Annotated in this window: 12 protein-coding genes; 4 read left to right on the top strand and 8 right to left on the bottom strand. The window is 70.0% G+C overall.

Annotated features, from left to right (window positions below; genetic code table 11):
• The first annotated feature begins 48 nt into the window (after positions 1-48).
• Both ACFYWY_RS25220 and ACFYWY_RS25215 read left to right on the top strand, forming a co-directional pair.
• Positions 49-1,113, top strand: a complete 1,065-nt coding sequence (locus ACFYWY_RS25220) for a nitrous oxide reductase family maturation protein NosD (RefSeq protein ID WP_389190284.1) — start codon at positions 49-51, stop codon at positions 1,111-1,113.
• A 35-nt stretch (positions 1,114-1,148) separates the two neighbouring features.
• Positions 1,149-2,201 (top strand): methyltransferase, encoded by a 1,053-nt coding sequence (locus ACFYWY_RS25215; protein ID WP_389190283.1) that lies wholly within the window; start codon positions 1,149-1,151, stop codon positions 2,199-2,201.
• A 73-nt stretch (positions 2,202-2,274) separates the two neighbouring features.
• On the opposite strand, the gene ACFYWY_RS25210 is transcribed toward ACFYWY_RS25215, so the two are convergent.
• From ACFYWY_RS25210 to ACFYWY_RS25180, 7 genes are all read right to left on the bottom strand, one after another.
• Positions 2,275-2,607 carry a TcmI family type II polyketide cyclase gene (locus ACFYWY_RS25210; protein WP_389190282.1) on the bottom strand — a complete coding sequence of 111 codons (333 nt, stop codon included), beginning with the start codon at positions 2,605-2,607 and terminating at the stop codon, positions 2,275-2,277.
• A 40-nt stretch (positions 2,608-2,647) separates the two neighbouring features.
• The gene (locus tag ACFYWY_RS25205; protein WP_389190281.1) at positions 2,648-3,127 is read right to left on the bottom strand and encodes an SRPBCC family protein; all 480 of its coding nucleotides are present in this window, start codon (positions 3,125-3,127) and stop codon (positions 2,648-2,650) included.
• A gap of 1 nt (position 3,128) precedes the next feature.
• Positions 3,129-3,386: an acyl carrier protein gene (locus ACFYWY_RS25200; protein WP_307660450.1), complete on the bottom strand. Its 258-nt coding sequence runs from the start codon at positions 3,384-3,386 to the stop codon at positions 3,129-3,131.
• A 15-nt stretch (positions 3,387-3,401) separates the two neighbouring features.
• Positions 3,402-4,652, bottom strand: a complete 1,251-nt coding sequence (locus ACFYWY_RS25195; RefSeq protein ID WP_389190280.1) for a ketosynthase chain-length factor — start codon at positions 4,650-4,652, stop codon at positions 3,402-3,404.
• Positions 4,649-5,917, bottom strand: a complete 1,269-nt coding sequence (locus ACFYWY_RS25190) for a beta-ketoacyl-[acyl-carrier-protein] synthase family protein (protein ID WP_389190279.1) — start codon at positions 5,915-5,917, stop codon at positions 4,649-4,651. The genes ACFYWY_RS25195 and ACFYWY_RS25190 overlap by 4 nt, the downstream gene beginning before the upstream one ends.
• Positions 5,914-6,375: a cupin domain-containing protein gene (locus ACFYWY_RS25185; RefSeq protein ID WP_389190278.1), complete on the bottom strand. Its 462-nt coding sequence runs from the start codon at positions 6,373-6,375 to the stop codon at positions 5,914-5,916. The genes ACFYWY_RS25190 and ACFYWY_RS25185 overlap by 4 nt, the downstream gene beginning before the upstream one ends.
• A gap of 66 nt (positions 6,376-6,441) precedes the next feature.
• On the bottom strand, positions 6,442-7,563 hold the full coding sequence (locus ACFYWY_RS25180; RefSeq protein WP_389190348.1) for a SchA/CurD-like domain-containing protein: 1,122 nt from the start codon (positions 7,561-7,563) through the stop codon (positions 6,442-6,444).
• Positions 7,564-7,834: 271 nt separating this feature from the next.
• Between ACFYWY_RS25180 and ACFYWY_RS25175 the strand changes: the two genes are divergently transcribed.
• A complete protein-coding gene (locus ACFYWY_RS25175) occupies positions 7,835-9,466 on the top strand; it encodes an FAD-dependent oxidoreductase (RefSeq protein WP_389190347.1) in 1,632 nt (543 codons plus the stop codon).
• A gap of 150 nt (positions 9,467-9,616) precedes the next feature.
• Positions 9,617-12,307, top strand: coding sequence for a SpoIIE family protein phosphatase (locus tag ACFYWY_RS25170; RefSeq protein WP_389190277.1), 2,691 nt, complete (start codon positions 9,617-9,619; stop codon positions 12,305-12,307).
• A gap of 9 nt (positions 12,308-12,316) precedes the next feature.
• Here the strand turns inward: ACFYWY_RS25170 and ACFYWY_RS25165 are convergent, their stop codons facing one another.
• Positions 12,317-12,895, bottom strand: coding sequence for a histidine phosphatase family protein (locus tag ACFYWY_RS25165; RefSeq protein WP_389190276.1), 579 nt, complete (start codon positions 12,893-12,895; stop codon positions 12,317-12,319).
• Between the last annotated feature and the right edge of the window lie 45 nt (positions 12,896-12,940).

Genomic DNA, 12,940 nt, shown 5'->3' with positions numbered 1-12,940 from the left:
CGCTCACTCCATGTGGCGAGCTCGGATGATCGCCCATAGCTTCGCCTCATGACGAAACGACAGATCAGATGCCTCGCATGCATCTCAGTAATCATGGTCACAGGACTGGGCGCGGCGGCGCCGTCCACCGGACCGGCCAGGCACACGGTGTATCCGGGCGAATCGATTCAGGCGGCGGTCAACGCCGCCGCGCCGGGAGACACAATCTTCCTCTACCCCGGCACCTACCGAGAGAGCGTGCTCATCACCAAGGCGGACCTGACCCTGCGCGGGTCCGGCAGGAGCACGGTCATCATGCCGGGGCCCGCTGCCACGCCTGTCGCCAACACCTGTGCGCAGAGCGGCAACGGCATCTGTGTGATGGGTACGGCGGCCAAGACCGTCGACGGGGTCAGCATCCGCTCGCTCACCCTCTCGGGCTTCAAGAAGAACGCCATCTGGGCGTCCGGCACCGACCGGCTGACGGTCAGGCGGGTGCTCGCCGAGAAGAACGGCATCTGGGGCATCGCTCAGCAGAAGTCCACCCGGGGTGTGTTCCGTGGCAACGTCGCCCGGGACAACGGCGACGCCGGCATCTTCATCGCCAACACGGTCGACGAGGAGGGCGGGGCGACCGACACCATGGGTGCGGTGGTCGCGGACAACGTACTGATCGGGAACCGGATCGGAGTCACGGTCAGGCGGGTCCGTAACCTCACCGTCCGCGGCAATGCCATGACCGAGAACTGCGCCGGTGTGTTCGTCGTGGGCGACGAATCAAAGCCCGCGGCCGGCGCGATGACCGTACGCGGCAACATGATCTACAAGAACAACAAGTTCTGCGCCGCCACCCCGCGCCTGCCCGCCATCCAGGGCTCCGGCATCGTCCTCACCGGTTCCGAGGCGACCGTCGTCCGCTCGAACCAGATCCTGAACAACGTGGGCGCAACGCCGCTCTCCGGCGGAATCGTGCTGTTCAAGAGCTTCGTGGGCGCCCAGAACACCGCCAACGTCATCCAGAACAACCAGGTGCAGGGCAACAAGACGGCGGACCTGGTCAACCAGGAAGGGGGGACGGACAACACGTTCCTCAACAACGTGTGCCAGGAATCCGCCCCCGCAGGGATGTGCTGACCGGTGCTCCCCGACACCCGGAGAATCGAGGCGGTATGACCACCGTTAGCCCCAGTCCAGCGACAACATTCGAGTCCACTCCCCAGTCGGCCATGCGTCTGCGGGAGCTCGCCTTCGGAGCCGCGTGCGCCGCGGCCGTGCGTGCGGCGGCCCGGTTGGGTGTGGCCGACGCGCTCGGCGACGCGCCCGCCACCGCGGAGGAGCTCGCGGCCGCGCTGAACACCGAACCGCAGCCCCTGCGCCGGCTCCTGCGGGCCCTGTCCTGTTACGGCGTTTTCGCCGAGACCGAGGACGGGACGTTCGCCCATACGGACATGTCCTGCATGCTGCGCGAGGACGCCCCGAACAGCCTGCGCTACATCGCCCTTTGGTGCACGGAGCCATGGACCTGGGACGCGTGGCCGCGGCTCGACGACGCGGTGCGTTCGGGCAAGAGCATCTTCCACGAGGTGTACGGCAAGGGGTTCTTCGAGTATCTGCACCAGGATGCGCACGAGTCGGCCCACGTCTTCAACCGGGCCATGACCACCTCCAGCGTGCAGTCCGCGCTGGAGGTCGCGGAGCTCCTCGACCTGACCGGGGTCCGTGTGGTCGCGGACATCGGAGGCGGCCAGGGGCATGTGCTGGCGAGTCTGCTCGAGAAGCATCCGGACGTCCGGGGCACACTGCTCGATCTGCCCGACGTGGTGGCGAAGGCGGACCCCCGGCTGCGGGCCGGCGGCTCACTGGCGGAGCGGGTTCGCATCGTTCCCGGGGACTGCCGGGAGGACATCCCGATCGAGGCCGATCTCTACATCGTGAAGAACATCCTGGAGTGGGACGACGAGAGCACTCTCAGGACGCTGGGGAACATCGTCACAGTCGCCCGCCCCGGCGCCAGGGTCGTCGTCATCGAGAATCTCGTCGACGACACTCCCTCGATGAGGTTCACGACGGCGATGGACCTGCTTCTGCTCCTCAATGTGGGCGGCGCGAAGCACACCAAGGCAAGCCTGGTGGACAGGATGACGGAGGCGGGCCTGCTCGTGGGCGAGATCCGTCCGGTGAACGCGTACCTCCACGCGTTCGAGGGCGCCGTGCCCGAGTGACCCCCTGCGGCACACTCCTGCGGCACAAAAGCCCCGGGCCCGGCACAGAGCCGGGCCCGGGGCAATCCTTGTGTCAGGACGCCGCGTCACGCTCCCACCGGTAGAACTGGCGGGCCATCGCGTCCTTGGGGGTGCGCCAGGTCTCCGGGTCGTACGGGCTGACGAAGGCGGTGAGCCGCTCGCTGATGTCCCGGAACGCCGGATGCTCCGTTACCTTCGCGATCTCGGGGCCGGGCGGCCGCTCTGATTCGATCAGGTGCAGATACACGTCGCCGAACTGGAACAGGCTGCGCCGGGCGACTCCGACGAGGTGCGGCAGTTCGCCGCGGTCGGAGTCCTCGAACAGCCTGGCGATGTCCGGGGCCGACTCCGGCGCCATCCGGGCGACGATCAGGGCTTGGTGCATAGGGGAGCTCCCTTTCTCTCTCAGGTCCCTTGCCCGGGGTTCAGTTGGCGGTGACCGAGGCGCTGCGGCTCTCGCGGTCGCGCTGCTCGATCTTGTCCCGGATGAGTTCCATCTGGACGCGGGAGTTGCGGTTGATGTTGTCGGTCATCCAGTCGTCGTCGACCGGGGCGTCCGGCTTCATCGCGAAGTCCTGCGTCCAGTGCATGCGCGTACCGCCCGGGACCTCCGAGTACTCCCAGTGGATGTCCATGAACTGGAAGGGGCCGGTCTCGACCCGACGGGCCTCTACCTTGCGGCCCTTGCGGTCGGTCGTACGCTCCGAGACCCAGCTCCAGACCGTGCCGTTCTCGTCGGGGTGCATGGTCAGGCGGAAGGTCGTGGTGCTGCCCTCCCGGCTGAGGATTTCGACCGACGCGTACTCGCTGAACAGTTGGGGCCAGTTCTCGATGTCGTTGGTCACCTCCCAGACGAGGTCCAGGGGGGCGGCGACGGTGATCTCGTTCTCGGTGTGTCCGGGCACTTCAGGCTCCAGTCATGAGGGTGTTGTTGACGAGGTCCACGAACTCCTGGGGGGTCTTGCAGCGGTCCGCGTCAGGGGGCAGCGGACGGCCGTGCCGGTTCTCCAGCTCGCCGACGATGCCGAGCAGGCCCAGCGAGTCGAGGCCGAACTCGTCGAAGCGGGCCTGGGGCCGGCTCGCCAGGTCGACGGGGTCGACGGTGAGTCCGGCGCCCTTCTTCATCAGGGCGGCGAGTTCTTCGATGGTCAGTCGATCGGACATGGGGACTTCTCCTTCTCACGAGGGGGTGTCGGTGGCGCTGCGCAGCACCAGCGCCGCGTTCGAGCCCATCAGCCCGCGGCTCAGCACCAGCGCGGTCCGCAGCTGCGCCGGGCGGGCCTTGCCCGTCACGACGTCGAGGTCGTGACACACGTCGAAGACGTTGGGCGTGGGCGGTACGAGGCCGTGCTCCATGGCCAGCACCGCGGCGGCCGTGTCGAGCACGGGGCCTCCGCAGTAAGCCCGTCCGGTACCGGTCTTGGGCGCCGTCACCGGTACGCGCAGGCCGTGTGCGCCCAGTGCGTCGGCGATCGCCAGCGCCTCGGCCCGGTCGGCCTCCGGCACGCCGAGCGCGTCCGCGAAGACCACATCGACCTCCTCGGGCGCGCACTCGGCCTCCGCCAGCGCACCGCGGATCGCGTGGGCCAGCCCCTCCCGGGACCGCTCCCACTGGGAGGGCCCGGTGAAGGTGGCCGCGTGCCCTGCCACCAGGGCGCGCGGCCGGGCGCCTCGGCGGCAGGCCGCCGCCGCCTCCTCGACCACGAGCATCGCTCCGCCTTCGGCGGGGACGAAGCCACAGGCGTCGGAGGTGAAGGGCCGGTAGGCGCGCGTCGGGTCCTCGCAGATGCTCAGGTCCTCGTACCCGAGCTGGCAGACGACCGAGTACGGCGCGAGCGGGGCTTCCGCGGCGCCGACGACGACGGCGTCGGTGCCGCGTCGTACCGCCCTTGCCGCGTGCGCGAACGCGTCGAGTCCACCCGCTTCGTCGCTGGCGACGACGCCGCAGGGTCCCTTGAAGCCGGCCCGGATGGATATCTGGCCGGTGCTGGCCGCGTAGAACCAGGCGATGGACTGGTAGGGGCCGACGAAGCGGGAGCCCTGTCCCCACAGCCGCTGCAGTTCACGCTGTCCGAATTCGCCGCCGCCGGACCCGGCGGCGGTCACCACACCCACGGCGAAGGGCGAGCCTTCGTAGTCGGCGCGCCCGAGCCGGGCATCGTCGAGGGCGAGATCGGCCGCGGCCATCGCGAAGTGCGTGAAGCGGTCGGTCTGGACGAGATAGCGCTCCTCGATCAGCGCACCGGGGTCGAAGTCGCGCACCTCCCCCGCCACGCGGAGCGGCAGATGTTCGCAGCCCTCGCGGGTGACCCGGTCGAGGACGCTGGTGCCCGCCTGGGTCGACTTCCAGAAGACTTCGGTGCCGACCCCGTTGGGGGCGATGACGCCGATGCCTGTGATGACCGTCTGGCGGTCCTGTCCGGAGCTCATCGCGCCCTCCCATTCGGCCGGGTGAGGACGACCGCCGACTGGAATCCGCCGAACCCGCTGCCGACCGAGAGCACGCTGCGCAGCTTCCGGGGGCGGGCGGTGCGCGGCACATAGTCCAGGTCGCACTCGGGGTCGGGGGTCTCGTAGTTCGCCGTCGGCGGCACTACTTGCCGGTCCATGGCGAGGACGCAGGCCACGAGTTCGATCGCGCCGATGGCGCCCAGTGAGTGCCCCACCATGGATTTGATCGAGCTCATGGGCGTCTTGTAGGCGTGGTCGCCCAGGGAGCGCTTCACCGCGGCCGTCTCGTGCCGGTCGTTCTGTTTGGTGCCCGAGCCGTGCGCGTTGACGTAGTCGATCTCGGTGCTGTTGATACGGGAGTGCTCGAGGGCGCTGTTGATCGCCTGGGCCATCTCCAGTCCGTCGGGGGTCAGGCCCGTCATGTGGTAGGCGTTGCCGAAGGTGGCGTAGCCGCCTATCTCGCAGTACACACGGGCCCCGCGGGCCCGGGCGTGCTCCAGTTCCTCCAGGACCAGAACGGCCCCGCCCTCGCCCATGACGAACCCGTCCCGGTTGGCGTCGAACGGCCGGGACGCGTGGGCCGGGTCGTCGTTGTTCGGCGAGGTCGCCTTGATCGCGTCGAAGCACGCGACCGTGATCGGTGAGATCGGCGAGTCCGAAGCGCCCGCGATGCAGACGTCGAGCCGGCCGTCCTCGATGGCGTGGAAGGCGTAGCCGATCGCGTCGAGCCCGGAGGTGCAGCCCGTCGAGACGGTCTGCACCGGGCCGTGTGCGCCGACCTGTTCGGCCACCGCGGAGGCGAGGGAGCTCGGCGAGAACGCGCGGTGCAGATGCGGTCCGGCCGGCCGGTGGTCCACGTCCCAGCGCTCGCCCTTGCCGCTGACCGCGACATAGTCGTGCTCCAGGCGGGTGGTTCCACCCACGGCGGTGCCGAGCGAGACCCCTATTCGCCAGGGGTCCTTCTTCTCCGGATCTATGCCGGAGTCGCGTATCGCCTCCTCGGCGGCCACCAGCGCGAACTGGATGTACCGGTCCGAGCGAGCCACTTGCTCCCGGTCGAGACCGTGGGCCCCGGGGTCGAAGTCGACCTCGGCGGCGATGCGCGAGCGAAAGCCCTCCGGGTTGAAGAGCGTGATGCCGCGCGTCGCGGTACGGCCGTTCGCGAGCAGGTCCCAGAACGCCTGGGCGCCGACTCCACCGGGGGCGACGATACCGACCCCGGTGACCGCCACCCGCCGGCTCACGAAACGACCCCAGTCCGTTCCGGCGGCCTGCCCTGCTCGGCGCTTCCGGGGTGTCCGGTGTCGTCAGTCTGCTCGTTCTCCTCGGTGTCGACGTGCCCGAGTTCCGGGCGCGGGGCGAGCGGGCCGAGGTGGAAGACCATGCGGGCCTCCACGTCCCCGACGTTACGGAACCGGTGGCGCACGTTCAGGGGGATCAGGAGGCCCTGATCCGGCCGCATCGGGTGCGTCTCACCATCCAGGTCCACCTCCAGAAGCCCGTTCACCACGTACACGAACTCCTCCGAGTACGGGTGGTAGTGCTCGCCGATGCGTTCGCCGGGCTGCACGATGGCAAGGCCCATGAATCCACTGGTGGCGCCCACCGCGGTGGGGGTGAGCATGGCGCGCAGGTCGCCTCCGCGCCTGCGGTTGGGCTGGGTTTCGCTGAGGTCCACGATGCGTGGGCGGTGCGTGGTCATGACTGGTTCCTCCAGGTGCTTGCCCCCGACGGCTCGGCCGGTGGCCGTGATGGCCAGACGCGCGGTTCAGGATTCCGGCGACGCGATCCGGTCGGTGATCAGGTGCATTTCGGAGTCCGCGAGGAATCGCGACATCTCCTTGTCGGTGGTCGGCATGGCGTCCTCACCGACTGCGAGCAGCCGGGCGAGGGTGGCGGCCTTGCGGGGTCCGTTGACGCCGAGCGCCAGGGCGGGCTTCGCGTTGAGCCCGCCGCTCACATCGAGGAGGCGGACGACGATGTCGTCGCGCTGGAAGATGGTGCTGCTCGCGATGGGGCTCTCGGGGTTCTCGGCCGCCGCCTCGTCCTGCTTGGCGAGCAGCCGGGCCAGCGCCATTCCGCAGCCCTCCTTGGCCGGGTAGTAGAGCGCGTGCCGGCTCAGCTCGGCGGGGTCCCGTCCGTCGCCCGCCACGTGGTGGACCGCCGGGAGCGCCGCCCGGGTGAAGAACATCCGTGCGGAGTCGGGGTCCTCGAGGTCCCGGTCCTGTTCCAGATACGGGTTGATGGCCTCCTCCACGGCCCTGACCTCGGGCTGCCTTGCCACATGGCGCAGTCCGGCGAGGAGGTCGCCCTGCACCTCGACCGCACGCACGACGCGGTTGCCGTGCATGAAGAGCGAGGTGCGGCGCAGCCGGGTGTTCTCGTCGACGCGGGCCGCCGGGGAGGTGTACCCGGCCAGGATCTTCGCGACTTCCTTCTCGCTGCCCGGCTTCACCGTGAAGGTGAGGGCATGCCGTACGACTCCGTCGCCGACCCGGGGTGCGGCCTGGAGCCTGCCCTTGAGCTGTTCGGGTGTTTCTGTGAAGGCCTGCCCGGTCTCCCGCAGGACGCTGAAGCGCAGCGAGCGGGTGTCCCGTACGCAGTTGTGCAGCGGCTGGACCGTCTTCACGTGCTCCTCACTGTTCACCCAGGCGAGGAAGGGCGGGGCGCCCTCCCATTCGCTGGTGATGAGCCACTGCGAGGGGTTCTCGATCGACTGGCACAGCTGGTCGCTGATGTGACCGGGGATCGATGCAACCTGGTTGCGCAGATGCTCGTACGCCTCGAGGAACTGCTTCTGCGCGCCGTCCTGGAGATCCAGCAGCAGCACGACCCGAAGCCTGGAGCCATCGAAGGCGGACTGCGATATCCGTTCCGACAGGGTTGTCATCATTCACACTCCTTATCGACAGCTCGGCCGCCACATGCTGTGGCCCCTCGTCCGTCGTCGGTGGAATCCGCCCGGGTTCAACCACCCTGCGGATACGGACGGTCCGCCTCCCTGGCTCGGGTGGCGCTCCCGCAATTGATCGTGGTCCGGTACTTCGACTGGCGCGAGAGCTGAGAACCAAGCGGGTGAATGGGCGAGGGAACCGTTCCTCCACAGGGCATGAAAGTTCCATCCCCCCGGGCGGCAGGAGCTGGAGCGACTCATGGCAGAGATGGAAGAGAACGTCGACCACCGCGTACCGGTCCTGATCGTGGGCGGCTCCCTGGTGGGCCTGTCCACGTCGGTGTTCCTGGGCCGCCACGGCGTCAGACATCTGCTGGTCGAGAAACACTCGGGCACCTCGATGCATCCGCGTGGGCGCGGAAACAACGTGCGGACGATGGAGCTGTTCCGGGGCGCCGAGGTCGAGGCGGACATCCGGCAGGCCGCGTCGGTCCTCGCGGACAACCACGGCATCCTTCAGGCGGGCTCGCTGACCGGCGACGACCAGGAGTGGCTGTTCAAGGAGATCGACCCCGGCGGCGGGCTGGCCCGCTTCAGCCCGACCACATGGTGCCTGTGCAGCCAGAACGACCTCGAACCCGTGCTGCTGGACCGTGCCCGCGCGCAAGGCGGCGACCTGCGGTTCTCCACCGAACTGCTGAGCTTCGAGCAGGACCCGACGGGCGTGATGGCGGTCCTGAAGAACCGGGACACCGGCGAGCACAGCACCGTGCGTGCCGACTACCTCGTCGCGGCCGACGGGCCTCGCAGCCCGGTCAGGGAACAACTGCGCATCGGCCAGACGGGCAACGGCGATCTGTTCCACAACGTGAGCATCGCCTTCCGCTCCCGCCGGCTCATGGACGCGGTGGGAGACCGGCGCTTCATCGTCTGTTATCTGACCAACCCAGAGGCCGACGGGGCTCTGCTGCCGGTGGACAACCGGGAGCTGTGGGTGTTCCACGCGCCCTGGCACCCCGAGCAGGGCGAGGCACTCGAGGACTTCACCGACGAGCGCTGCGCCGAGCACATCCGCAAGGCAACCGGCGCGCCGGACCTGGACGTTGAGATCACCGGCAAGGCACCGTGGCACGCCGCGGAACGCGTCGCCGGGAGCTACTCGTCAGGCCGGGTCTTCCTGGCCGGCGACTCGGCCCACGAGATGTCCCCGACCGGGGCGTTCGGCTCCAACACCGGCATCCAGGACGCCCACAACCTGGCCTGGAAGCTCGCGCTGGTGCTTGACGGCTCTGCGGGTCCCGGGCTGCTCGAGACGTACGACGCGGAGCGGCGCCCGGTGGCGCGTGCGACGAGCGAACGCGCCTCGTCACGCTCGGCGGAACACAGCCACCCCGGCTACGCACCCGCGATCGCCCCGGGCGGCGGCAAGAAGGGCGGGATCCTCGCGGTGGCGATGGGTTACAGCTATCTGCACGGCGCGGTTCTGGGCGTCACCCCGGACCGGCCCATCGTGCCGGAGCGGATGGAGCTGATGGGTGCCCCCGGCACCCGGGCCCCGCACATGTGGGTCGCAGGGCCGACCGGGAGGGTGTCGACCCTGGACCTCTACGAGCGGTCGTTCGTGCTGCTCAGCGCGGCGGGCACGGCATGGCAGGCAGCGGCGCGCAGGGTCGCGGAGCGGCTGTCCGTGCGGTTGGACGCGTACGCGATCGGTGCGGGTCCGGACGCCGATCTGGTCCCCGAGGGCGATGCGGACTGGGCCGCGATGCACGGCACGACGCCCGAAGGCGCGCTGCTGGTACGCCCGGACGGCTTCGTGGCCTGGCGTTCGCCGGGTGCGGTCCAGGATCCGGAGGCGACGCTCCATGCGGCGGTGAGTACGCTGCTGAGCCGCGCCTGACCGACGTTCGCGCCGCCCCTCCCCGCCGCAGATCCGCCGAACAGATCCGCGGGACCCCACTAAATCTGCGGCGAACGCGTCGCGCGTGGGGCTTCTGCCCTCTACGGTGCGCAGATAGCTCAGCGTATGCGGGAGGTGTAGAAATAGGATATGGCCGCACGCTACGGCCGCCCGCGCTCGGTTCTGCGGATGCGAACTGTCGCAGGTCAGGTCTTTCTCCTGCAGTTGGCGATCGTGGTGTTGCTCGTTGCGGCAGCCATGGTCGCGCTCGTCCTGCAGTCCAGAGCCGACAGCGAGCGCGAGGCCCGCAACCGTTCGGTCGCCGTCGCCGAGACCTTCGCCCATTCGCCTGGCATCGAGGCGGCGCTGAAGAGTCCCGATCCGACGGCGGTGCTCCAGCCGCGCGCCGAAGAGGCCCGCAAGCGGTCCGGCGTCGACTTCATCGTGGTCACCAACACCGACGGAATCCGCTACACCCACCCGCTGACCGACCGGATCGGGAAGAAGTTCGTCGGCAATCTGGGGCCCGCGCTGGCCGGCGGCATCACGACCGAGAAGATCACCGGGACGATCGGGCCGCTCGTCCAGGCGGTGGTGCCGGTCACCGGACGTGACGGCAAGGTCATCGGTCTGGTGTCCGCCGGGATCACGATCGAGCGTGTCAGTAACGTCGTGCAGGACCAGTTCCCGCTGATGTTCGCGGCCACCGGGGCGGTGCTGCTCGTCACCACCGGCGGTACGGCGCTGGTCACCCGGCGGCTGCGCCGCCAGACCCATGGCCTCGGCCCCGCCGAGATGACCCGGATGTACGAGCATCACGACGCGGTGCTGCATGCCGTACGGGAGGGCGTGCTCATCGTCGGCGGCGAGGGGCTGCTGCTGCTCGCCAACGACGAGGCGCGCAGGCTGCTCAATCTGCCGCCGGACGTGGAAGGCCGCCCGGTCACCGACCTCGGCCTCGACCCGCTCACCGCCCGGCTGCTCGCCTCCGGGCGGACCGCCACTGACGAGGTGCATCTGATCGGAGACCGGCTGCTCGCCGTCAACCAGCGCCCGACGGACCAGGACGGCGGCCCGCCGGGCAGCGTCGCGACGCTGCGCGACACCACCGAGCTGCGGGCGCTGACCGGGAAGGCGGATGTGGCGCGGGGGCGTCTGAAGCTGCTGTACGACGCCGGTACCGAGATCGGCACCACCCTCGACGTGGTGCGCACCTGCGAGGAGCTGACGGAGTTCGCCGCGGCGCGGTTCGCCGACTACGCCACCGTCGACCTGCTGGAGGAGGTGCTGCGCGGCGAGGAGCCGACGGCCGCGGGCCCCGGGCACGAGATGCGCCGGGTGGCCTTCACGGGGCTGCAGGAGGACACCGCGCTCTACCCGCTGGGCGAGCTGATCCACTTTGTGCCGTCCACGCGGGTGGGTTTCGGCATCCGCAGGGGCGAGGCGGTCCTGGAGTCGGACCTGGCCGCGTACGCCGGATGGCAGAAGCAGGATCCGGAGCGGGCCAGGAAGCTCGTCGAGCACGGAATCCACTCGATGATCGCGGTGCCGTTGCGCGCCCGTGGCGTGATTCTGGGCGTGGTGCTGTTCTGGCGCTCCCAGAAGCCCGAGCCGTTCGAGGAGGAGGACCTGTCCCTCGCGGAGGAGCTGGTCGCGAGGGCCGCGGTCAGCATCGACAACGCCCGCCGCTACACCCGCGAGCACACCATGGCGGTGACCCTTCAGCGCAGTCTGCTGCCGCGCGGACTGCCCGAGCAGAACGCCATCGACGTCGCCTACCGCTACCGGCCCGCGCAGGCCGGGCTCGGCGGGCTCGGCGGCGTCGGCGGGGACTGGTTCGACATCATCCCGCTGCCGGGGGCCCGGGTGGCGCTTGTGGTGGGCGACGTCGTGGGCCACGGCCTGCACGCCGCGGCGACCATGGGCAGGCTGCGGACCGCGGTGCACAACTTCTCCAGCCTGGACCTACCGCCCGACGAGCTCCTGTGGCACCTCGACGAGCTGGTCGCCCGCATCGACCAGGAAGAGACCGTGGACGGCACGGAGGGCAGGGAGGGGGTCACCGGAGCCACCTGCATCTACGCGATCTACAACCCGGTGTCCGGACACTGCACGATGTCACGGGCCGGCCATCTCCAGCCTGTCGTCGTCCACCCGGACGGCACCGCGGTCTTCGCCGATGTGCCGGGCGGCCCGCCGCTCGGGCTCGGCGGGCTGCCCTTCGAGACCCTGGACCTTCAGCTGCCCGAGGACAGCCGCCTGGTGCTGTACACGGACGGGCTCATCGAGGACCGCGACCGCGACATCGACGACGGCCTGGCGCTGCTGCGCCAGACACTGGGGGAGCACGCGGACCAGAGCCCGGAGGAAACCTGCGAGGCGGTGCTGAAGGAGCTGCTGCCGGAAACCCCGCGCGACGACATGGCGCTGCTCGTCGGCCGTACGCGCATCCTGGACTCCAGCCGGGTGACCGACTGGGACGTGCCGCCCGACCCGTCGGCCGTGGGACGGGTGCGGTCCGACGTCTCCCGCAAGCTGGCCGAGTGGGGTCTGGAGGAGGAGGCCTTCACGACGGAGCTGATCCTCAGCGAGCTGGTCACCAACGCGATCCGGTACGCCACGGGCCCGATCCGCGTACGGCTGATCCGTGACCGCTCGCTGATCTGCGAGGTCTCGGACCACAGCAGCACGTCCCCGCACCTGCGCCAGGCGGCGACCACGGACGAGGGCGGCCGGGGGCTGTTCCTGGTCGCCCAGTTCGCGGAGCGCTGGGGCACGCGGTACACCCCGGACGGCAAGGTCATCTGGACGGAACAGCCGCTGCCGGCCGAGGAGCCGTGAGCGCGGGCGTCAGCCGCCTTCCGGGCCCAGCGGGCGTCCGCACTTCATGTTCCAGCGGCCGCCGCGCCCGGTGAGTTCCGTCAGGGTCAGGGGGGCGACGTCCAGGCGCCAGAACGCCTCCGGTGGCAGGGACAGCGCCTGCACGATCGCCGCCCGCGTCACCGCCGGGTCGACGACCGCGAGGACACGGCCGGCGTCGGGCGGGAGCGACTCCAGCCACGCGCCCACCCGCGCGCACAGCGACCGCAGCGACTCGCCGCCGTGCGGTGCGCACGACGGGTCACTGAGCCACGCAGACACCGACTCCGGCTCGCTCGCGCTCACTTCGTCCAGTCGTCGCCCACGCCAGCGGCCCAGGTCCCACTCGCCGAGGGCCTCGGCAGGCTCCGCCCGCAGGCCCAACTCGGCTGCTGTCTCCCGGCAGCGCGCGGACGGGCCGCTCAACAGCCGGTCCGCGCGCGGCAGCGCACCCGCGGCGGCGCGGGCGCGGCGCGCTCCCGACTCGTCCAGCGGCGCGTCGCCGTCGAAGCGGGCCTCGCGCAGCGCCGCGTTCGTCGCCGGTGAGACCAACATCACCCGTACTGTCATGCCGTGCGCTCGCTTCTCCCTCGCGGCCAAGGAACAAGCACATCA

Source organism: Streptomyces sp. NPDC002870 (assembly GCF_042888505.1).
Taxonomy (GTDB): Bacteria; Actinomycetota; Actinomycetes; order Streptomycetales; family Streptomycetaceae; genus Streptomyces.
The sequence above is the reverse complement of the archived record's forward strand: the minus strand, read 5'-3'. Positions and strand labels throughout refer to the sequence as shown.

What these genes read in the sequence shown, in the direction of transcription:
- ACFYWY_RS25220 (WP_389190284.1), top strand. Translation starts at nt 49, where the DNA reads ATGACGAAACGACAGATCAGATGCCTCGCATGCATCTCAGTAATCATG.
- ACFYWY_RS25215 (WP_389190283.1), top strand. Translation starts at nt 1,149, where the DNA reads ATGACCACCGTTAGCCCCAGTCCAGCGACAACATTCGAGTCCACTCCC.
- ACFYWY_RS25210 (WP_389190282.1), bottom strand. Translation starts at nt 2,607, where the DNA reads ATGCACCAAGCCCTGATCGTCGCCCGGATGGCGCCGGAGTCGGCCCCG.
- ACFYWY_RS25200 (WP_307660450.1), bottom strand. Translation starts at nt 3,386, where the DNA reads ATGTCCGATCGACTGACCATCGAAGAACTCGCCGCCCTGATGAAGAAG.
- ACFYWY_RS25195 (WP_389190280.1), bottom strand. Translation starts at nt 4,652, where the DNA reads ATGAGCTCCGGACAGGACCGCCAGACGGTCATCACAGGCATCGGCGTC.
- ACFYWY_RS25185 (WP_389190278.1), bottom strand. Translation starts at nt 6,375, where the DNA reads ATGACCACGCACCGCCCACGCATCGTGGACCTCAGCGAAACCCAGCCC.
- ACFYWY_RS25180 (WP_389190348.1), bottom strand. Translation starts at nt 7,563, where the DNA reads ATGACAACCCTGTCGGAACGGATATCGCAGTCCGCCTTCGATGGCTCC.
- ACFYWY_RS25175 (WP_389190347.1), top strand. Translation starts at nt 7,835, where the DNA reads ATGGAAGAGAACGTCGACCACCGCGTACCGGTCCTGATCGTGGGCGGC.
- ACFYWY_RS25170 (WP_389190277.1), top strand. Translation starts at nt 9,617, where the DNA reads ATGGCCGCACGCTACGGCCGCCCGCGCTCGGTTCTGCGGATGCGAACT.
- ACFYWY_RS25165 (WP_389190276.1), bottom strand. Translation starts at nt 12,895, where the DNA reads ATGACAGTACGGGTGATGTTGGTCTCACCGGCGACGAACGCGGCGCTG.